The organism is Subtercola vilae, from assembly GCF_004923255.1.
GTDB lineage: Bacteria > Actinomycetota > Actinomycetes > Actinomycetales > Microbacteriaceae > Subtercola > Subtercola vilae.
The window spans coordinates 1-19,434 of record NZ_QYRT01000046.1 but is presented as its reverse complement, the minus strand read 5'-3'; the positions used below and the strand labels follow the sequence as shown (position 1 = coordinate 19,434).

General features: G+C 63.2%; 19 protein-coding genes. 14 read left to right on the top strand and 5 right to left on the bottom strand.

Going from position 1 to position 19,434, the window contains the following annotated elements:
• Positions 1-97 precede the first annotated feature (97 nt).
• Genes D4765_RS16580 through arfA form a run of 3 tightly spaced genes read left to right on the top strand, consistent with a single transcriptional unit; the run spans position 98 to position 3,566 of the window.
• Positions 98-1,072 (top strand): carbohydrate ABC transporter permease, encoded by a 975-nt coding sequence (locus D4765_RS16580; protein ID WP_136643430.1) that lies wholly within the window; start codon positions 98-100, stop codon positions 1,070-1,072.
• Complete coding sequence (locus D4765_RS16575) at positions 1,069-1,995, top strand: carbohydrate ABC transporter permease (RefSeq protein ID WP_136643429.1); 927 nt, start codon at positions 1,069-1,071, stop codon at positions 1,993-1,995. Before D4765_RS16580 ends, D4765_RS16575 begins: the two co-directional genes overlap by 4 nt.
• A gap of 44 nt (positions 1,996-2,039) precedes the next feature.
• Positions 2,040-3,566, top strand: coding sequence for an arabinosylfuranosidase ArfA (gene arfA, locus D4765_RS16570; RefSeq protein WP_136643428.1), 1,527 nt, complete (start codon positions 2,040-2,042; stop codon positions 3,564-3,566).
• Here arfA and D4765_RS16565 read toward each other — a convergent pair.
• Together D4765_RS16565 and D4765_RS16560 are read right to left on the bottom strand one after the other, a co-directional pair.
• The gene (locus D4765_RS16565; protein WP_136643427.1) at positions 3,563-3,889 is read right to left on the bottom strand and encodes a hypothetical protein; all 327 of its coding nucleotides are present in this window, start codon (positions 3,887-3,889) and stop codon (positions 3,563-3,565) included. The two genes, arfA and D4765_RS16565, sit on opposite strands and share 4 nt — an antisense overlap.
• 141 nt (positions 3,890-4,030) lie before the next feature.
• On the bottom strand, positions 4,031-4,489 hold the full coding sequence (locus D4765_RS16560) for a Fur family transcriptional regulator (RefSeq protein ID WP_136643426.1): 459 nt from the start codon (positions 4,487-4,489) through the stop codon (positions 4,031-4,033).
• A 201-nt stretch (positions 4,490-4,690) separates the two neighbouring features.
• Here D4765_RS16560 and D4765_RS16555 point away from each other — a divergent pair, with 201 nt between their 5' ends.
• From D4765_RS16555 to D4765_RS16540, 4 genes are all read left to right on the top strand, one after another.
• Positions 4,691-5,518, top strand: a complete 828-nt coding sequence (locus D4765_RS16555) for a bacteriorhodopsin-like (protein WP_201799357.1) — start codon at positions 4,691-4,693, stop codon at positions 5,516-5,518.
• Positions 5,511-6,905, top strand: a complete 1,395-nt coding sequence (locus tag D4765_RS16550) for a dihydrolipoyl dehydrogenase family protein (protein ID WP_136643425.1) — start codon at positions 5,511-5,513, stop codon at positions 6,903-6,905. Before D4765_RS16555 ends, D4765_RS16550 begins: the two co-directional genes overlap by 8 nt.
• Positions 6,906-7,043: 138 nt before the next feature.
• Positions 7,044-7,592, top strand: coding sequence for an allene oxide cyclase barrel-like domain-containing protein (locus D4765_RS16545; protein ID WP_136643424.1), 549 nt, complete (start codon positions 7,044-7,046; stop codon positions 7,590-7,592).
• 26 nt (positions 7,593-7,618) lie between these two features.
• On the top strand, positions 7,619-8,113 hold the full coding sequence (locus D4765_RS16540) for an Hcp family type VI secretion system effector (protein WP_136643423.1): 495 nt from the start codon (positions 7,619-7,621) through the stop codon (positions 8,111-8,113).
• Positions 8,114-8,132: 19 nt separating this feature from the next.
• On the opposite strand, the gene D4765_RS16535 is transcribed toward D4765_RS16540, so the two are convergent.
• Positions 8,133-9,098, bottom strand: coding sequence for a DUF817 domain-containing protein (locus D4765_RS16535; RefSeq protein ID WP_136643422.1), 966 nt, complete (start codon positions 9,096-9,098; stop codon positions 8,133-8,135).
• A gap of 135 nt (positions 9,099-9,233) precedes the next feature.
• Here D4765_RS16535 and D4765_RS16530 point away from each other — a divergent pair, with 135 nt between their 5' ends.
• Positions 9,234-10,136: a helix-turn-helix transcriptional regulator gene (locus D4765_RS16530; protein ID WP_136643421.1), complete on the top strand. Its 903-nt coding sequence runs from the start codon at positions 9,234-9,236 to the stop codon at positions 10,134-10,136.
• A 19-nt stretch (positions 10,137-10,155) separates the two neighbouring features.
• On the opposite strand, the gene D4765_RS16525 is transcribed toward D4765_RS16530, so the two are convergent.
• Both D4765_RS16525 and D4765_RS16520 read right to left on the bottom strand, forming a co-directional pair.
• Positions 10,156-10,563, bottom strand: a complete 408-nt coding sequence (locus tag D4765_RS16525) for a (R)-mandelonitrile lyase (protein WP_136643420.1) — start codon at positions 10,561-10,563, stop codon at positions 10,156-10,158.
• Between the two features lie 50 nt (positions 10,564-10,613).
• Positions 10,614-11,651, bottom strand: a complete 1,038-nt coding sequence (locus tag D4765_RS16520; RefSeq protein WP_201799356.1) for a zinc-binding dehydrogenase — start codon at positions 11,649-11,651, stop codon at positions 10,614-10,616.
• Positions 11,652-12,169: 518 nt separating this feature from the next.
• On the opposite strand from D4765_RS16520, the gene D4765_RS16515 reads away from it, so the two are divergent.
• The 6 genes from D4765_RS16515 to D4765_RS16490 all read left to right on the top strand — a co-directional run bounded on the left by D4765_RS16515 (position 12,170) and on the right by D4765_RS16490 (position 19,352).
• Entirely contained in the window at positions 12,170-12,703 is a 534-nt protein-coding gene (locus D4765_RS16515; RefSeq protein WP_136643419.1) for an alpha/beta fold hydrolase, read from the top strand.
• 561 nt (positions 12,704-13,264) lie between these two features.
• Positions 13,265-14,350 (top strand): nitrilase-related carbon-nitrogen hydrolase, encoded by a 1,086-nt coding sequence (locus D4765_RS16510; protein WP_136643418.1) that lies wholly within the window; start codon positions 13,265-13,267, stop codon positions 14,348-14,350.
• A 145-nt stretch (positions 14,351-14,495) separates the two neighbouring features.
• Positions 14,496-15,581 (top strand): sugar ABC transporter substrate-binding protein, encoded by a 1,086-nt coding sequence (locus tag D4765_RS16505; RefSeq protein ID WP_136643417.1) that lies wholly within the window; start codon positions 14,496-14,498, stop codon positions 15,579-15,581.
• Positions 15,582-15,584: 3 nt separating this feature from the next.
• Complete coding sequence (locus D4765_RS16500; protein WP_136643416.1) at positions 15,585-17,099, top strand: sugar ABC transporter ATP-binding protein; 1,515 nt, start codon at positions 15,585-15,587, stop codon at positions 17,097-17,099.
• Positions 17,100-17,147: 48 nt separating this feature from the next.
• Positions 17,148-18,221, top strand: coding sequence for an ABC transporter permease (locus D4765_RS16495; protein WP_136643415.1), 1,074 nt, complete (start codon positions 17,148-17,150; stop codon positions 18,219-18,221).
• A gap of 72 nt (positions 18,222-18,293) precedes the next feature.
• Complete coding sequence (locus D4765_RS16490; protein ID WP_237280511.1) at positions 18,294-19,352, top strand: LacI family DNA-binding transcriptional regulator; 1,059 nt, start codon at positions 18,294-18,296, stop codon at positions 19,350-19,352.
• Positions 19,353-19,434: the final 82 nt, after the last annotated feature.

The window sequence follows — 19,434 nt, the reverse complement described above, 5'->3', positions numbered from 1 at the left end:
CCTCACCCGCTCGGCTTCACGGCGGCACGCGGTACGCGCAACCAACGCGCTCCGTGCACCGTGAAGCCGAGCACTCTCGACGAAAGCATCACACCCCATGGCAGATTCAGTCGGGTTGGCATTGCCCGCCCCCGCAGTACCCCGCGAACCCGCGGTTCGACCCCTTCGCGCCCGCAGCTTCAAGCGAGGCGCCGCGAAACGCAAGCATTCTTTCGCCGGCTGGATGTTCGTGCTTCCGTTCATGGTCATCTTCGCCATCTTCTTGGTGGCGCCCCTGGCCTACGCCTTCTATCTGAGCCTGTTCACGAAGGGCCTCGCCACCGGCACGACCTTCACCGGGCTCGCCCAGTACGTCAAGGCGTTCACCGACCCGTCGTTCCTCAAAGGCGCGTGGTTCGTCATCCGGTTCGCGGTTGTGCTCATCCCCGTGCAGATGTTCGTCTCGCTGGCGGCAGCCCTGCTGCTCGATGCGCTCACGAGCCGTTACGCCAAGTTCGCCCGACTGATGATCTTTCTGCCCTACGCCATTCCCGCCGTGATCGGCGCCCTGATGTGGAGCTTTCTGTACAGCCCCACGTTCGGCCCGCTGCAGAACATCGCATCGGTGTTCGGAACATCGGCCATCTCGCCGCTCAGCCCCGACAACGTGTTCGGCGGCCTCATGAACGTCGTCACGTGGCAGTGGGCCGGCTACTACATGATCATCATCTTCGCGGCGCTGCAGGGCATCGACCCCACCATCTACGAAGCGGCGAAAATCGACGGGGCTACCCCGATCCAGATCGCCTTTCGTATCAAGGTACCGATGGTCAGCTCAGCACTGCTGCTGATTCTGGTGTTCGCACTGATAGGCACGCTGCAGTTCTTCACAGAACCGCAAGTGCTGCAGGTCGTGTCGAACGGTGCGATCACGCCCGACTTCACGCCGAACATGTACGCGTACAACCAGGCGTTCGCTTACGCGAACTTCAACTACGCCTCGGCCATCTCGTTCTCACTCGGCATCATCGTCTTCATCGCCGTCTACATCTTTCTCTTCGCCACACGCAAACGCGGAAGCATCCTCAAATGACCACTGCACGCACCCCCTCGCGAATCTCCGCACGCGCTTCATCGTCACGAACCCGGCGACCAGCCTCGCGGTTCAGCACTCGCAACAGCCTGGCCTACCTCTTTCTGACGGCGCTGATTCTCTACTTCCTCATCCCCATCTGGTGGCTGGTCGTCGCGAGCACCAAAGACGTCGGCGGGCTGTTCAACGGCACCTCTGGCGCACTGTGGTTCGACAAGACGTTTGCCTTCATTCCCAACCTGATGCAGCTGTTCACCTACAACGACGGCATCTACATCCACTGGCTCGGCAACTCGTTGTTGTACGCGCTGACCGGCGGTTTCGGTGCAACCGTGCTCGCCGTACTCGCTGGCTACGGGTTCGCGAAGTACAACTTCAAGGGCCGCCGCCTCATGTTCTCGCTGCTGCTCGGCTCGGTGATGGTGCCCCTGACTGCCCTCGTGATTCCCACGTTCATCCTGCTCTCGAACGTGCACATGACTGACACGATCTGGGCCGTCATTCTGCCCTCGCTGCTGAACCCCTTCGGTGTGTACCTGATGAGCGTGTACACGAGCAATGCGGTTCCGGATGAACTGCTCGACGCTGCTCGTGTTGACGGCGCCGGTGAGATCAGAACGTTCTTCCAAGTCGCGTTCCCTCTGCTTCGGCCGGCGTTCGTGACGGTTCTGCTGCTCTCGGTTGTCGCCACATGGAACAACTACTTCTTGCCTCTCGCGATGCTCTCGAACAGCAAACTGTTTCCCATCACGGTGGGGCTGGGGCTCTGGGAAGGCCAGGCCTCGGCCAACAACAGCGGCGGGGTCTCGCTCTGGGGCCTCATCATCATCGGCTCGCTCGTGTCGATCATTCCCCTGGTCATCGCGTTTCTCACGCTTCAGAAGTACTGGCAGGGCGGGCTCGCCATCGGCAGCCTCAAATAGCCCTTCCCGCCATTTCGACACCCCCTTTTCGACGAAAGAGTCTCATGCCCCGCGCCCACCTCACCCTCGACCCGCACTTCACGGTCGGCCGAATCAATCGCCGCATCTTCGGATCGTTCATCGAGCACCTCGGTCGATGCGTCTACGACGGCATCTACGAACCCGGCCACCCGACCGCCGACAGTAACGGTTTTCGTGAAGACGTCATCGAACTCGTTCGCGAACTCGGTGTGTCGACCATCCGGTATCCCGGCGGCAACTTCGTCTCCGGTTTTCGCTGGGAAGACAGCGTGGGGCCCCGCAGCGAGCGCCCCACCCGGCTCGACCTGGCCTGGCACTCAACCGAGACCAACGAGGTGGGCATCGATGAGTTCGCGCTCTGGCTCGAAAAAACCGGCAGCGAGATGATGTACGCCGTGAACCTCGGCACGCGGGGTGTTCTCGAGGCACTCGATGTACTCGAGTACGCGAACATCGCCTCGGGCACCGCACTTTCAGACGCGCGGGTGCAGAACGGGCATCCGAAACCCCACGCCATCAGCATGTGGTGCCTCGGAAACGAGATGGACGGCCCGTGGCAGCTCGGGCACACCAGCGCAGAAGACTACGGCAAGCTCGCCTCGCAGACCGCGAAGGCCATGCGCCAGCTCGACCCCAGCGTCGAACTGGTGGTGTGCGGCAGTTCGAGCGCGCACATGCCGACCTTCGGCGCGTGGGAGCACACGGTGCTCGAGCACACCTACGAAGACGTCGACTACATCTCCTGCCACGCCTACTACGAGGAGATCGACGGCGACACCGCGAGCTTTCTGGCCTCGGCTGTCGACATGGATCACTTCATCGAGTCGGTGGTCGCCACGGCCGATGCGGTGCGGGCACAGCTCGGCCAAACCAAGAAGATTAACATTTCGTTCGACGAGTGGAACGTCTGGTACATCCGCCGGTATCACAGTGAAGACAAGATCACCGAGATCGACAGCTGGCCCACCGCACCCCGGTTGCTCGAAGACAACTACTCGGTGCTCGATGCCGTCGTGTTCGGCAACCTGATGATCTCGCTGCTGAAGCATGCCGAGAGGGTCACCTCGGCCTCTCTCGCCCAGCTCGTCAACGTGATCGCGCCGATCATGACCGAACCGGGCGGCGATGTCTGGCGCCAAACGACCTTCTACCCGTTCGCCCTCACGTCACGGCTCGCCGTCGGAGACGCGCTCGAGCTGAAACTCAGCTCAGACACGTACGAGACGACGACCTACGGCGAGGTTCCGATCATCGATGCGGTGGCCACCCACGACGACGAAACCGGTCGCACGGCCATCTTCCTGGTCAACCGCAGCCAGAGAACCGCTTCAGAGATCACGATCGATGTCAGCCACCTCGGCACGGTCTCTCTTCTCGAGACGCACACGCTGGCTGACGACGACATCTACGCCACGAACACCCTCGTCGACCAGACCCGCGTGACGCCGAGCCCGAACGAATCGGCCAGCATCACCGATGGGGTGTTGACGATCACGCTGCCCGCCGTGTCGTGGACGGCCATTTCGCTGGGGGCGCTGCCAGCAGCCTAGAGAATCGCTGCCGCGTGCGTGACGTAGGTGCCTTCGCTGGTGGTGCGTGAGACGGCCTGGCCGATGCTGGTGTAGCTGCCGCGGATGCGGTCGGAGACGTTCGTGTAGCTGGTCGAGGCTACGTAGCCACCCACCACAGCGGCGTCTGCCGCGATAGCTCTCGTGCCGGTGATGTAGCTGCCGATGGTCTCAGCAGCACCGGTCACACCGGTCTGCGTGTGACCGGTGGAACGCCGGATGCTCGCGGCGACGCCGGCACGGGTGCGGGGGCTGATGCGGGTGCGGCCGGTCGTGGTCGGGATGGTGAAGATGGGTGACGTCATGAGTGGGTACTTTCTGTTGGGTGGGTCGACAAAAAAGGGTGGTTCGTGGCGCCCGCTGGGTATGTGCGGGCGCCACGAAAAGATCAGCAACACCCGAGCCATTCCGGGTGCCTGAGGGGAAGAACCGTGACGGTTCTGGGGCTAACTCGCCTCGAGTTCGGCGACAGCCGCTTGGCAGTCAGCGCAGAGCCCGGTGAAGGTGACCTCTGCGGCGAAGATACTGAAACCTGACGTGTCTGACGGTGTGAGGCACGGTGCCTCACCGATGACACAGTCGACGTCTCGAAGGTCACCGCAGCGCACACAGACCACGTGGTGATGGTTGTCACCGACGCGGCACTCGTAGAGCGCAGGAGACCCGGCCGGGTCGAAACGCCGAACCAACCCGGCGGCTGTGAACGAGGTCAGAACCCCGTACACCGCCTGGGTCGAGGTGCCCGGAAGCTCCTCGCGGAGCCCGGCGAACACCTGCTCCGCGCTGGAGTGCGGAGCGTTCTGCAGGGTGTGCAGAACGGCCAAGCGAGGAGCGGTGACTTTCAGACCCACAGCGCGAATACGGTCAGCCAGAACCTCGCGTACCGCCGGAGTAGAAAACGTCATATCGAAACCATAGCAGTTGTTTTGATAAAACCAAATTATGACGGCAATCGGCGACGACATGCTTCGAGAGATGGTTGGTGATCTTCTGTCAATGCCTTCTTACTCCGGCCGCATTCAGATGACATGAGCACAGGCACCTTTCACCTTCCTACAGTGCAAGGCACTTCCCGTTCTTCCCTCAACGTTGCCCATCGGAGCACAGTGATACCGAACGTTCTCAGCCACGGCCAGTTTGAAACCGTCTACAATTTTCTCTCCCTCGTGATCGCCTCAATGCTCTTCACCGCGCTTTTTCTGCTCGTCTCGCTTCCGCGGGTGTTGCCCCGCTACCGACAGGCGATCACGGTCGCCATCGTCGTCTGCGGCATCGCGACGTACCACTACTTCCGTATCTTCAACTCGTTCACCTCGGCGTTCGTGACTCCCTCGGTGGGAGGCACCGGGGACTACAGCCAAGCCACCGGGGCTGGCTTCAACGAGGGCTACCGCTACGTCGACTGGCTGCTCACCGTGCCGCTGCTGCTCGTCGAGCTGATCGCCGTTCTGGCCCTCGCCCGTAAGGTTCAGCGTCACCTCCTCGTGCGACTGGTGCCCGCCGCCGCGCTGATGATCGCCCTCGGCTACCCCGGTGAGATCAGCGGCGACAATGGCCTCCGCGGCCTGTTCGGCCTGCTGTCGACGATTCCCTTCGCGTACATCCTGTTCATCCTCTTCACCGAGCTGGGCAAATCGCTCGAACACCAGCCCGCCGCGGTGCGCGGCACCCTTTCACGCCTGCGCTTCCTGCTGCTGCTGAGCTGGGGCGTCTACCCCGTCGCGTACCTCCTGCCCCTGCTCAACCTGAGCGGCGCGGATGCCTGGGTCGCCAAGCAGGTCGGCTACTCTCTCGCAGACATCCTCGCCAAGGCCGTCTATGCACTGATCATCTTCCAGGTCGCCAAAATGAAGTCGTACGACGACGACCCGGCATTTGCGAAGGTCGAACTGCCCACAGGCGAACCTCTGGCCCCCGCACCCACCCATGCGTGAGGGTGACCTGCACTACGACGTCGCCGTCATCGGGGCCGGCCCGGCCGGCACGGCCGCTGCCCTTCGCGCAGCAGAACTCGGTGCGAGCGTGGTCGTGCTCGAAGCGGGTCGACTCGGTGGCACCTGCGTGAACACCGGATGCGTGCCCACCCGAGTGCTTGCAAAGACGGCCCGCCTCATTCGCGACGTGCACCATGCGAGCGTGTACGGCATCCCTGCTGACGTCTCTGCGATCGACTGGTTCGCGACTGTCGCCCGCGTCGAAGAGCGGGTCGAGAAAGTACGCTCCCTCAAGAGTGAGGAAGTGCGGTTCGCCGAGGCCGGAATAGACCTCATTCACGAAGGCCGAGCCCGGTTCGTCACCGAGTCAGCCCTCGTGCTCGACAGTGGTCGCATCATCACCGCCGATCGCATCATCATCTGCGTGGGTGGGCACTCACGGCGACTCCCCATCCCGGGCGCCGCCCTCGCGACCGTTCCCGAAGACGTTCTGACGTTGCCGGCACTCCCCCGCCGGGTGGCGATCATCGGCGCCGGCAACACCGGCGCGCAACTCGCCACGGTGTTCAGCGCTTTCGGCTCGGCGGTGACCCTGCTCGACCTCGCTCCTCGCGTGCTGATGGCATCAGACAAGTCGATTTCGGCCGTCGTCGCCGAGGCGTTCGTGGCGCAGGGCATCACCGTGCGGACCGGCATCGATGCGGTGCGAAGCCTTGCCCGGGCATCCACTGGGGCGATCACTCTGACGTGGAGCGCTGAGGGATCGGCGGTCGACGACGAGTTCGACGTGGTGATCATGGCCACCGGCTGGCCTGCCGATGTCGACGACCTCGGGCTCGAGAAGGTGGGCATCGAGGTGACGCGTTCGTCCATTCCGGTCGACCAGTACTTTCACACCGTCGTACCCCACATCTTCGCCGTGGGCGACGCGAACGGGCGCGACATGCTGGTGCAGGCAGCCCAGTTCGAAGGCGAGGCGGCCGCCGAGAACGCCGTACTGGGCGCGAACCGGCGAACTCCGCACCAGCTGCTGCCGGCCGGCGGGTTCACTGACCCCGATTACGCCGGAGTGGGGCTCACCGAAGAAGAAGCTCGCGAGCGCGACGCCTCGTGTGTCGTTGTGCGCATTCCATACTCGAGTCTCGACCGCGCCGTCATCGACGACCGGGAGCTCGGTTTTCTGAAGCTCGTCGCAGACCGTCGGCGCGAACTGATTCTCGGGGCCCACGCCGTGGGCGAGAACGCCGTCGAGGTGATCCAATCGCTCACCACCGCGATGGCGGCCGGCGTCGACGTCTCCACGCTGGCGAACGTGCGCTTTGCCTACCCGACATACAGCGCCATCATCGGCATCGCTGCACGCGCGCTTCTCGTCGGCGCGAACTGATTCTCGCTCGTTCTACCCCCTGAACGGGAGTCTGTACTTCGTGACGCTGTAACCATACATTTGACACGCTCGGGGGTTCCGGGGGCGGGCTGCCTGATCATCGGGCGCACTTCAAGTGAATACAAAAGGATCATCGTCATGGATGATGTCGCCCGCAATCCCTCCGAGCCAAAAGCGGGAGTCAGCCGCCGGTATGTCGTGGCCGCCGCCACTGCCGCCTTCGCACTCGCCGGAGCCGTTCTTCCGATGCCTGCGCCGGCTCAGGCCGCTGAGATCACACCGGCACCGACGCGCAAACCCGTCGTGCTCAGCTTCACCGTAGCGGCCCTCCGCCAGCTCGGCGGCTACAAAACGGTGGCCATCGATGACCGAACGACCATCGTCGGAGAGCTGGTGGCAGATGGCGGCACGGTCACCGCAGGCACGATTCACGGCTCCGGAACCGTGCTCTCTCTTCCGCAGCGCGGCGACAACAGCCACGCCAGCTTCACCACGCAGCTGTTGAGCTTCTCCGACGGCAGCGACACCATCACCGCGACCGGTCTGCTTCGTCACGACGGTACGGGCACTTTCACCATAACCGGTGGCTCAGGGCGGTACAGCGGCGCAACCGGCAGCTACTCGGCGGTGCTGCATCCGAATACCGGCGGCTCTGGCACCGGCACACTCACCATCACGCTCAACTGACCCTCGACGCCGCAGGAGACAACACAATGGCACTAGACATGTTCATCAACATGGGCAAAACGATCGTCGGCGAATCAGCCGACAAGGTGCAGGGCCCGTTGGGCGACATCGACGTGCTGTCATGGGGCTGGGGCATGTCGCAGTCAGGCACCACCCACATGGGTGCCGGCGGAGGAGCGGGCAAAGCCAGCTTTCAAGACCTGTCGTTCACCAAGTACGTCGACTCAGCCAGCAACGCACTCATGATCTCCTTGGCCAAGGGAACGCATGTGCCCACAGCGACGCTGCTGGTGCGCAAGGCCGGTGCGGCACCACTGAAGTACATCACCATCACCCTCACCGATGTGCTCGTCACCTCGGTGACAATGGCTGGCAGCGGTGGAGAAGATCGCTTCACCGAAAACGTCACGTTGAATTTCGGCAAGGTGAAATACGCGTACTTCCAGCCAGGCAAAACCGGTGCGGCGCCGACCGAGAAGGACTTCTCGTGGGACATCGTCGGCAACGTGGCGGCTTCGTAGAGACGCTGCGCGAGCACCCTCAGGCGGCGAGGCCTGTCGCGGCGAGATGCCGCTCGGCGGGTCTTCGTGGCGGGTAGACCCACGTCACCAGAACGACCGAGATGATCATCAGGAGAAACCAGGAGACGAGTTTCGTGGCCGACACGGGTTGCCAGCCAGAGAGTTGTTCAGGGTACAGCCAGGCCTGTGAGAACGTCGCGATGTTCTCGGCGAACCAGATGAACGTGGCGACGAGGGCAAAGGCCACGACGATGGGCATGCCGAGCGTTCTCCGAAAGACACGGAACCGCATGACGCAGGGCCCATACAGCAGCACAGCAGCGCCGAGAAGCACCCAGCGCACGTCGACGATGTAGTGCTGGGTGAAGAAGTTCGCGTAGACCAGGGCGGCGAGAACGACGGTCAGCCACGGCCGCGGATACCGGGTGAACCGCAGGTCGAAGAGGCGGTAGACGCGCACCATGTACGAGCCGACTGCGGCGTACATGAACCCACTGAACAGGGGAACCGCGCCGACGCGAAGAATACCTGCCGCGTCGTAGCTCCATGACCCGATATCGGTCTTGAAGAGCTCCATCAGGGTTCCCACGATGTGGAACAAGATCACGACCCTCAATTCACGCAGGGTCTCGAGTCGGGCGACGATCATACCGATCTGAATCGCAACGGCCGACAGGGTCAAAACGTCATTGCGCGCGAGCGCAGCGCCCTCGGGATACCAGAGCTTCGCCGCGAAGATCACGGCAAGGAGAAGGAAGCCGAAAACACAGGCCCACGCTTGCTTGAGCACGAACGCCACGAATTCAGCGAATGCCCCAGCGATGCCCGTCGCCGGCAGCCGGTCGAGCAGGCGGTGAACCAGATCATCGAAGTACTGTTCGACCGAGGTGAAGTTCGCCGAACGCGTGCGGGGCACAAAGCGTGGATCAACCCCCGGCACACGGTTCTCTGCCGGGGGCGGTGGCAGCGGTTCGGTGTTCGGCATGCTGAGGCTCCGTCTGCTCGATGAAGCACCATCGTAGGGGGCTCGTCTGAGACGCGAGATTTCTGCTCTGCGACCTGGCATGGGAGGTAGTTACAGTGCCTCCCCCTCGAGACCGAGGCGGCGTAGCGTTGACGTATGGGCGACGTACGTACAGATATCCGTGAGTTCTTGAGTTCCCGGCGCGCGCGAATCACGCCCGAGGCGGCAGGTCTGCCGGCGTATGGCGGCAACCGCAGGGTCGCGGGTCTCCGCCGCGAAGAGGTGGCGATGCTCACGGGTGTCTCGGTCGACTACTACGTGCGCCTCGAGCGCGGCAGCCTCGCCGGGGCATCAGAGAGCGTGCTCGATTCGCTGGCGAACACGCTGAAGCTCGATGATGCCGAACGTCAGTATCTGTTCGACCTGGCCCGAGCATCCGGGCCCGCCCGCAAGCCCGCGAAGAAGAAGCCCAGCGCCGTACGCCCCGCCGTTCTGCAGGTGCTCGATGCGATGTCGGATGCGCCGGCGTGGGTGCGCAACGCCCGTCACGACATCATTGCCGCGAACCGCATGGGCCGGGCACTGTATTCACCGGTGTTCGACGACGCGCGGCGACCGGTGAACACGACGAGGTTCACGTATCTGAACCCTGCCGCCCGCGAATTCTGGCGTGACTACGACCAGATCGCCAACGACGCGGCGGCGATGCTGCGCCTCGAGGCGGGGCGAAACCCGCATGATCCTGACCTGATTCAGCTGGTGGGCGAGTTGTCGACACAGAGCGAACTCTTTCGCGAGCGCTGGGCGTCGCGCGACGTGGTGTTCCACCGCAGCGGGCTGAAGCGCCTGCACCACCCCGTGGTGGGCGACCTCGACCTCAACTATGAGTCTATGGAATTGCCCAGCGAGCCGGGCCTGGTGATGAATGTCTACACGGCACCGGCCGGGTCGCCGACGGCAGACGCGCTGCGGGTGCTCGCCTCGTGGGCCGCGACGGATGACCACGCGTCTGCGATGGTGGTGTCAGACATGTCCGCGCCGGCCTCTCGCGGGCAGTAGCGGGTCTACTTCATCGGGTCTACTTCGTCGGGTATTCGTCAGCGACCAGCTTGTCGCCCCACACCGTTTCGGGTTCGCCGGTAGCGGTCGGCGCCTCCCACAAAGCGAGGTGGCACATGAAGTTGTCCTCCGTCGCGCCGTGCCAGTGCCACTCCCCTGCGGGCGTGTAGACCGTGTCGGCGGGGCGGAGTTCGATGAGCGCCTCCCCCCGAGACTGTACGTAGCCGAGTCCCTCGGTGACGTGCAGGGTCTGACCGACGGCGTGGGCGTGCCACGCGGTGTGGGCGCCAGGGGTGAACCGCACGAGGTTCAGTCGGGTGCGGGAAGGCTCGGTACCGGCGTAGTACGAGTTGAAGTAGACGTCGCCGGTGAACCAGTCCTCCGATGCTTTGACGGTGGGAGTCTTGGGCTGCATTTCGGTGCTCATGAGGGGGTTCTTTCGGTGCTGGTGGAGGGTGAGGTGGTAATGGAGGGCAATCAGAAGGTGACGAGAACCTTCAGGGCTTCGCGGGCATCCATCGCCTCGTAACCGGCGGGAACGTCGTCGATGCCGACGGTGCGGTCAAAGACCCGGCCCGGGTCGATGGTGCCGTCGAGCACCTGCGGAATGGCCTGCTCGAGGTACGCTCGCACCGGGGCAGGGCCGCCGGTGAGGGTCACGTTCTTGCCGAACAGCGATGCGAATCCGATGGGGGCTTGCTCGTACTGCGGCACGCCGACGCGCGAGATCGTGCCGCCGGGGCGAACGATTCCGTACGCCTGCTCGTAGGCGGGCATGTGGCCGACGGCTTCGAGCACGATGTGGCTGCCGAGCCCGCCTGTGAGCTCCATGACTTTCTGGATGCCCTCCTCGCCGCGCTCGGCGACAACATCCGTCGCGCCGAACTCGATACCGAGGTTGGTGCGCGACGTGTGGCGGCCCATCAAGATGATGCGTTCGGCGCCCAGCTGCTTCGAGGCGAGCACAGCCGAGAGCCCCACCGCGCCGTCGCCGATCACCGTGACGGTCTTGCCCGCTTCGACGCGGCCCATGTGGGCAGCATGAAAGCCGGTGAGGTAGACGTCTGAAAGGGTCAGCAGCGACGGGTAGAGCTTCTCGTCAACGGTGCCCGGCACAACGACGAGTGAGCCATCGGCGAGCGGAATGCGCTGCAGTTCGGCCTGCATTCCGCCGACCTCGGGGCGCCCATAGAAACCACCGTGCACGCACGAGGTCTGAAAACCGCCGAGGCAGAACGGGCAGGTGTTGTCGCTGTATGCGAAGGGCGCAATGACGAAGTCGCCCTTCTTCACGGTCGAGACTGACGAACCGATCTGTTCGACAACACCGATGAGCTCGTGGCCCATCGGTGAGCCGGTCTCGCTCGTCGGCATCGAGTGGTACGGGTGCAGGTCTGAGCCGCAGATGCAGGCGCGGGTCACGCGCACGATCGCGTCGGTGGGGTGCTGGATGATCGGGTCGGGCACGCTCAGAATGCGAACGTCGCCGGGGCCGAACATGTATGTGGCTTTCATGTCTTCCATCTCACGCCATCGAGGCGCGCGCCGGGAGTCACTGTCGTGACAGGTACTGCCAGACCCTCCCTCGACGCCCGTGCTGGCAGGTACTGCCAAGCCCCCCCTGCCATTGCTGGTCGGCCTCGCGGCACTCACATGACCGTTACGAACCTGACCTTGAACAACGGCGTCGAGATGCCCGCGCTGGGCTCGCCGAGATCGATGCGCGCGACACCGGTGTGCGCGGCGACCCTGAGCCGAAGCACGTCACGCTCGCACGGCGCTCGATTCGGGTGACAATGTCACGGTTCGCCCCGCCGTCACCTCGGCCATCATCGGGCCGCGAACCATACATCAGCTGGAGTCGCAGCGAAATTATGACTAAGTGCGTTAGTCATAAAAATCCATTTCGAAGTTATGAGTAACTCGCGTCACGCAATGGTTGCTTTCAGACGAGGTCTGAAGCGTTCGGGTATTCTTTCCCGGTGCCTGTGCCCGTTTGTCGAGCCAGTCACTCAGAATCGAATGGGAGCGTTATGAGCGACAGACAGTTCTTCGAGTTGCAGGGGCGAACCATCGAGTTCGCAGCTGAAGGTAAGGGCCCGGCCCTCGCGCTCGTGGTCGACCAAGGCGCCGACCTTGACGCACTCGCGACGCTCTCGCACCTGGTTTCGCAGGCCGACTTCCGCATCGTGCGCATCCAAACCCACAACGCAGAAGACGTCTTCGACATACTCGACCATCTCGACATCGCCAGTGCATGGATCGGCGGCCACGGCAGAGGCGGAGTCACCGCACGCGCAGCCGCGGCCGCGCACCACGAACGCGTGAACGGCGTGCTGCTGCTCGGTGTCGAAGCGCATGCGACGGCATTACCGGAGGGCATCCCTGTACTCGTCGTGCAGGCGAGCGACGACGACGTCACGCCCCCGGCCAACGGCGAGGCCCTGCAGAACTCCGCCCCCGGCCTGGTGAGCATCGTCACCGTCGAAGGCGCAGGTCACCGTTTTCCCGAGACGCACGCCGGCGAGACCGCCTGGGCGATCGAAGACTACCTCGACTGGGACTAGCAGCCTCTCGCTCAAGAAGCCCGGAATTCCGGGCTTCTTGAGTCTCCAGCGAAGCTCCAAAACCACTCGGTTCTAGCTCAAGTGTGTGCAATGCGTGTTCAAAACCAGCTTGCTAAACGCTGCGCTGCGCAGATGAGCCATGCCAAACAGCCCGCGCTGCTGTTGACGAAATATTCACTATAGGCGCAAATTTACCTCAAGTATTGAGAGAATTTAGTGATTGAAGCTCATCGATCGCTCTCTACGCAATGGATCGGATGTCCTAAAAACGAGGTGGCAGACCTATCCGCCGGCCTTGACGTTTTCCCTGTCGCGCATTTGTGTCTCCGAGTTTCAAAGATGCTCGGGTAACCGTCGAGCACGCGTAACACCGTCTGGCGCGAGGCAACCCGGCGCCAGGGCCGGAATCGACCCTGAGTCAGGTGAAAGTGCGCTAACTCAGATCGTCGATTGATATCCCTTCTGTCGCACATATCGCCTTGAATTCAATAAATTAACTCTTGCGCCACGGTGATAGTGCGCTAACATCAGTCTCACGTAACCAACAACGAAGGAGTTGACGTGACTGAGCCGTACACCGTTGTGGCCCTCTCGCCACTGCAGATCCCGATCGTGGAGCCTGAAGACGCACTGAAGAACACGAAGCGCATCATCGGCTTCATGCGAACTGCTGTCGGCGTGGCCTCGACCGAAGGTCACCCCGTGAAGCTGGTGGTCATCCCCGAGATGGCGATCCAGGGCATGCACATGGCATTCAAAGCCGGCGACCGCGAGCAGGAGAAGAAATTCGCCCGTACCATTCCGGGGCCGGAGACCGATGAATTGGCTAAAGCCGCCCGCGAACTGAACACCTACATTGCCGCCGAGCTGTATCTGGTCGCCGACGATGACTTTCCTGACCGCTATTTCAACGTCGCGTTCATGATCGACCCGAAGGGCGAGGTGGTCTACCGCCGGGCCAAGGCCACCAGCGACGGCTTCGAAGGAGGCACCTTGGGCACTACGAACCCGCACGATCTGTGGGACGAGTGGGTCGAGAAGAAGGGCGGCGGCGACGCGTTGCAGGCCATCTATCCCGTGGCCAAGACTCCTGACATCGGCAACATCGGCTACGTGATCTGTCACGAGGGCTCGTACCCTGAAATCGCCCGCGGTCTGGCGATGAACGGGGCCGAGATCATCATTCGGGCCACGCTTTTCCAGCCGCAGACCATGAATGGCATGTGGGAGGTGCAGAACCGCGCTCACGCGCTGTTCAACAACGCCATCGTGGTGGCCCCGAACCTCGGCCCTGAGCTCGGACCCGACGGCATCATCAACGACTTGTTCGGTGGCGAATCGATGATCGTCGATCACAAAGGTCACGTCGTCATCAAGCAGAACGGAATCGTTCCCGGCGACAGCTTCATCAGCACCGTCATCGACATCGATCACCTGCGCCGCGAGCGCCAGACGAACGGCGTCTTCAATGGGTTCAAAGACCTCCGAACCGAGCAATACGCAGCGATCTACGCCAAGCCGATCTATCCGAAGAATCAGTACCTGAAGGAAGCCCCCACCGAGGGCTGGCTCGCTCGCGAGCGCAAGACCCGGCAGGCCAACATCGATCTGCTCATCGAGCGGGGCGTGTTCACCGCGATCGACTAGCGCGTCGAGCCGCGCCGACTCGGGCATCCGATGGGCGCGGCTCGGGGTACTACGACGTCTTCTCACTCTGCGTACCTCCCCGACTCCGTCGGCACAATCAGCACCATCTCAGCACTGCAGGTCAGACACACAAAGGAGTGGACCAATGATCAACATCGCCCGCAATCGGCGAGCCAGACGAGTCATCGTCGGCGTCGCCGCAATCGCCACCACCGCCCTCTTGCTCACCGGTTGTCGAGGGGGCGGAACCACCGCCAGCTCTGAAGACAAGGCGAGCGGCAAAGGCCTCGTCATCGGCTGGAGCCAGCGAGGAATCAGCGGAAGCGACTGGTGGAAGACCCTCGTCGACGGCGGCCGGTCACAGGCTTCCTCCGTCGGCGCAACCGTCGATGTGCTCGACGCGAATGGCGACACCGTTCGTCAGAACGCCGACATCCAGACCCTCATCACCAAAGGCGTCGACGTTCTCGTCATCAACGCCAACGACCCGATCGGTATCGCGCCGTCGATCGCCGCCGCCAAGGCAGCAGGCATTCCCGTCGTCACAGTGAACTCGAACCTCGACCCGAGCCTCGTTCCCGACACCTTCTGCTACGTGGCGGAAGACCAGGGCGCCACTGGCGCTCTCGCCGGAGCGGTGGCCGCGAAGAAGGCCGTAGAGAAGTTCGGCAGCACCGGTGAGATCAAAATCGTCGGCATCGGCGGATTCCCCGGCGACGTTCTGACCGATCTGCGGTTCAACGGATTCATGAAGGGCTTCAACAGCGTCGTCTCTGCAGACCCCGGCATCACGGTCAACCAGCTGCCCACGAAGTATGGCTCGTGGAAGCCCGACCAGGCGCTCGGCCCGATTCGCGACGTCGCCACGGCGAACCCTGACCTCAAGGTCGTCTACAGCATGAGCGACGTCATGAACGGTGGCGTTGTGCAGGGATTGCAGCAGGCCGGCATCTACGGCCCTGGAATCATCTTGGCGAGCTACGACGGCGGAATGGTGTCGGTGAAGACCATGCAAGACGACCCGACCGGCCCGTTGCAGGCCGACGCATCGAACCAGCCGTGGGATCAGGGCACGACCGCCGTCAAAATGGCGCTCGCGGCCTACAACAAAGATCAGACGAAGTGCCCCGACAAGACGCTCTACATCAAGACCACTGTCGTGACGCCCGACAATGCCGCCAGCTACTACAAGGCCGACGACACCTACGTGCGCGCACAAGACAGCCAGTAGACCATGCCAGACGAACTGCGCCTGACAGGCATCACGAAGGGCTACCTCGGCGTGCAAGCGCTGAAGGGGGTCGACCTCACGGTTAGGCGCGGCACCATCCACGCGCTGGCCGGGCAGAACGGGGCAGGCAAGTCCACCTTGATCAAGATCATCTCGGGGGCGGAGACGCCCGACGGCGGAACCATGCACCTCGGTGGCGAGTTGAAGAGGTTCCGTGAGCCGATCGACGCGCAGAACGCGGGCATCCACACCATCTATCAAGAGCTCAGCCTGGTGCCCTCGCTTTCGGTGGCCGAGAACATCTTTCTGGGCCAGCTGCCGCGACGCGGTCGTACCGCCGTCGACTGGAGCACCATGCAATCCGGTGCCCGAGCCGCCCTCGACCGGGTGGGGTTCGACCTCGACGTGCGCCGCCCGGTCGGCAGCTTCTCTGTAGCCGAGCAGCAGGCCGTCGAGCTGGCGAAGGCCCTGCACAAGGATGCCCGGCTGCTGCTGCTCGACGAACCCACCTCGACTTTGCCCCTCCCTGACGTCGAGAGGCTCTTCACCGTGCTGCGTTCGGTGGCAGAGCAGGGGGTCACTCTGCTCTACATTTCGCATCGCATGGACGAGCTGTATTCGCTCTGCCACGAGGTGACGGTTCTGCGCGACGGTCGCAAGACGGCGGAATTCGACACGACCACGTCGACGCCCAGCGATGTCGTCACGGCCATGGTAGGCAAGAGCCTGCAAGGGTCGATCGCCGACGCCGCACTGCGCGGCGAGCGGAGCCCACGGTTGGGTTCCGGTAAAACCGGCGACGTCTTAATGGCTGTGAGTGACCTCAGCGAAGACGAGCGCGTCGAAGGTGTCAGCTTCGAGCTCAGAAAAGGCGAGGTGCTCGGCATCTCGGGCCTCATCGGCAGCGGTCAGTCCGAGTTGGCGGGCTTGCTCGCCGGAGCGCGGCGCAAGTCGAGAGGCACCATCAAGCTCGACGACAAAGCAATGGTCTTCAAGAATCCGCGAGACGCCATTCGTCGAGGCATCGGACTTCTGCCGCAAGACCGCAAGGCGGAGGGCTTCGTTCCCGACATGGGCGTCGCCGGAAACATCACGCTCGCAAGCCTGCCGATGTTCAGCAGGTTCAGCGTGATCGACTCGCGCGCCGAGAAGAGGGTGGCGACGCAGATGGTCGAGCGCCTCGGCATGAAGGTGTCGAGCGTGAACCAACCGATGAAGACACTGAGCGGGGGCACCCAGCAGAAGGGCATTCTGGCTCGCTGGCTCGCCCGGTCATCCCGACTGCTTATCTGCGACGAGCCCACCCGAGGCGTCGATGTCGGCGCCAAAGAAGACATGTATGAGTTGATCCGCGATTTCGCGCGTGCGGGCGGAACCGTAATCATCTCTAGTTCTGAAATCACCGAAGCAATGATGTGCGATCGAGTGCTTGTCATGGCACGGGGCAGAGTCGTCGCCGAGTTCGAGCACGACGACATCGATCCACAAGGCCACGCCTTGATCTCCGAGTTCGCCTGAGCCCGGCGCCCACAGAAAATACACACCTCTTTCGTAAGGGAACCGACAATGACCAACAACACCCTGACCGGGCCACCCCGCTCGCAGTCTCCGCAGGCACCGGATGCCCGCCCGGCCACCACGGCACTCGATGTCGTCAAGCACCTGCTGCCCAAGAGCTACCTGCTGCTGGTACTCCTGGCGATCATCATCATCGGTTACTACGTCTCGCCGGACTTCTTGACCGCTCGCAATGCCCAGAACGTCATCGCAGCGGCATCGATCACCGCAGTGCTTGCGATCGGACAGTTCTTCGTCATTCTCACGGGGGGCATCGACCTGTCTGTCGGATCGACGCTGGCCATGTCGACCGTCATCATCGCCCTGACCCTGCAGTCGGGAATGAACGCCGGCCTCGCGACCGGCGTCACACTCGCCGCCTGTGCCTTCGCCGGGCTCATCAACGGCGTGCTGATCGTGTGGCTTCGAATTCCCCCGTTCATCGCGACGTTGGCCATGATGAGCGCGATCAAGGGCTTCAGCTACATCATCCAGTCGACCAGTCTCATTCAGATCACGAACCAGGCGTTCATCAACGCGTTCAGCAGCGGGTCGTGGTTGTGGGTGCGTAATCCCGTTGCGATTTTCATCATCGTGGCCGTCATCGCGGCCCTCGTGGCCAAGTTCAGCACCTTCGGCCGCTCGCTCTACGCGATCGGCGGAAACTCCGAGGCGGCTCGGCTCTCCGGACTGCCGGTGGCGCGCAATCTGCTGATCACGTACACGCTGTCGGGCTTTCTCGCCGGCCTCGCCGGGCTGATCGCCGCGGCGCAGCTGCAACAGGGCAGTTCGCTCATCGGGGTCGGCTATGAACTCGACGCGATCGCCGCCGTGGTCGTCGGGGGGGCCTCGCTGATGGGTGGCAAGGGTGACCCGATCAGCGCCGTGATCGGCGTGTTCGTACTCGCCACCATCATCAACATCATGAATCTCGTGGGCATCTCGTCGGAGCCTCAGCTGGTCATCAAGGGCGCCGTCATCATCATTGCGGTGTTCCTCTCGAGCGCAGGCGGCGTTCAGCGTATCAGCGGCTTTTTCAGTTCGCATTTCGGTCGCTCGCGATCTGCGGCGGCAGCGCAGTAGACCCGGCAGCCTGTCGTTCGTCTCGCCCACCTTTGCTCACCCAGCCCTCGTCTTCCGAAAGGAGAACGCTCCATGTCCGAGTCGACCTCCGCTGAACGAAGTGCACGCATGATCGATGTGGCTCGACTTGCGGGCGTCTCACAGCAAACGGTGTCACGGGTGATCAACGAGCATCCGAGTGTTTCGCCAGAGGCACGCGAGCGCGTCGAGACGGCCATTCGGCGATTGCGTTATCGTCGGCACCCCTCGGCTCGAGCCCTTGCCTCGAACCGCAGCCTGACGATCGGCGTGGTGAGCTTCGGCCTTGCTCAGTACGGCCCCTCGGTGATTCTGACCGGTGTCGTCGATGAGGCGAAGCGGGCCGGGTACTCGACCAGTCTGGTGACGATCGCCGACCCGGATCACGATATGCGGCAGGCCGTCGACCACCTGCTCGCGGTGCCCGTCGACGGCATCATCATCGTTGCTCCCATCGACGCGGCGCTGCGCTCGGCTCGGCTGCTCGACATTGGCGTTCCGCTCGTGGTATTCGAGCCAGGAGCAGTGCACGTGCCGGGAAATGTGGTCACCGACGAGGTCTCCGGCTCTGCCGCCGCCACTCGACATCTGCTCGAGCTCGGCCACCGAACCGTTCACCATGTGGCGGGGCCCGCGGGCTGGCTCGGCACCACGGCTCGCATCGCCGGGTGGCAGCGTTCGCTCGCCGAGGCAGGTCTCACCTCAACCCCCGTGATCGAAGGTGACTGGACGACGGACTCCGGCTATCGCGCCGGCCTGCGCGTGGCCGAGACGGCGGGAGTAACGGCCGTCTTCGTGGCCAACGACCAGATGGCCCTCGGAGTCATCAAGGCGCTCACCGAACGCGGTTTCGACGTGCCCGGCGACGTGAGCGTCATCGGATTCGACGACGTGCCCGAAGCGCCCTACTTCATTCCTGCCCTCTCAACCATGCACATCGATTTCGACCGCGTCGGCCGTCATGCGGTGGCCCGGCTCGTGACGCTCATCACGGGCACAACGGATGCTGCGGACCGCGGTGTTATGCCCGTGCTGGTCGAAAGGCACAGCACCGGGCCGCCCAATTCTCATCGATCGCCCCCACCCCATCGTTCGCCAGCGCGATCGAGGTAATGGGAACGAGAAGAGTCGCCATCACGCCGAAGAACAAGGCATTCGATCCGCGGAACCGATAGCGCGAGAAGCCGTAGCCCGC

Coding starts and splice junctions, on each gene's coding strand:
- D4765_RS16565 (WP_136643427.1), bottom strand. CDS start 3,889: ATGACGTCACCCATCTTCACCATCCCGACCACGACCGGCCGCACCCGC.
- D4765_RS16580 (WP_136643430.1), top strand. CDS start 98: ATGGCAGATTCAGTCGGGTTGGCATTGCCCGCCCCCGCAGTACCCCGC.
- D4765_RS16520 (WP_201799356.1), bottom strand. CDS start 11,651: ATGAAAGCCACATACATGTTCGGCCCCGGCGACGTTCGCATTCTGAGC.
- D4765_RS16540 (WP_136643423.1), top strand. CDS start 7,619: ATGGCACTAGACATGTTCATCAACATGGGCAAAACGATCGTCGGCGAA.
- D4765_RS16500 (WP_136643416.1), top strand. CDS start 15,585: ATGCCAGACGAACTGCGCCTGACAGGCATCACGAAGGGCTACCTCGGC.
- D4765_RS16525 (WP_136643420.1), bottom strand. CDS start 10,563: ATGAGCACCGAAATGCAGCCCAAGACTCCCACCGTCAAAGCATCGGAG.
- D4765_RS16545 (WP_136643424.1), top strand. CDS start 7,044: ATGGATGATGTCGCCCGCAATCCCTCCGAGCCAAAAGCGGGAGTCAGC.
- D4765_RS16495 (WP_136643415.1), top strand. CDS start 17,148: ATGACCAACAACACCCTGACCGGGCCACCCCGCTCGCAGTCTCCGCAG.
- D4765_RS16490 (WP_237280511.1), top strand. CDS start 18,294: ATGTCCGAGTCGACCTCCGCTGAACGAAGTGCACGCATGATCGATGTG.
- D4765_RS16560 (WP_136643426.1), bottom strand. CDS start 4,489: ATGACGTTTTCTACTCCGGCGGTACGCGAGGTTCTGGCTGACCGTATT.
- arfA (WP_136643428.1), top strand. CDS start 2,040: ATGCCCCGCGCCCACCTCACCCTCGACCCGCACTTCACGGTCGGCCGA.
- D4765_RS16535 (WP_136643422.1), bottom strand. CDS start 9,098: ATGCCGAACACCGAACCGCTGCCACCGCCCCCGGCAGAGAACCGTGTG.
- D4765_RS16515 (WP_136643419.1), top strand. CDS start 12,170: ATGAGCGACAGACAGTTCTTCGAGTTGCAGGGGCGAACCATCGAGTTC.
- D4765_RS16575 (WP_136643429.1), top strand. CDS start 1,069: ATGACCACTGCACGCACCCCCTCGCGAATCTCCGCACGCGCTTCATCG.
- D4765_RS16530 (WP_136643421.1), top strand. CDS start 9,234: ATGGGCGACGTACGTACAGATATCCGTGAGTTCTTGAGTTCCCGGCGC.
- D4765_RS16505 (WP_136643417.1), top strand. CDS start 14,496: ATGATCAACATCGCCCGCAATCGGCGAGCCAGACGAGTCATCGTCGGC.
- D4765_RS16550 (WP_136643425.1), top strand. CDS start 5,511: ATGCGTGAGGGTGACCTGCACTACGACGTCGCCGTCATCGGGGCCGGC.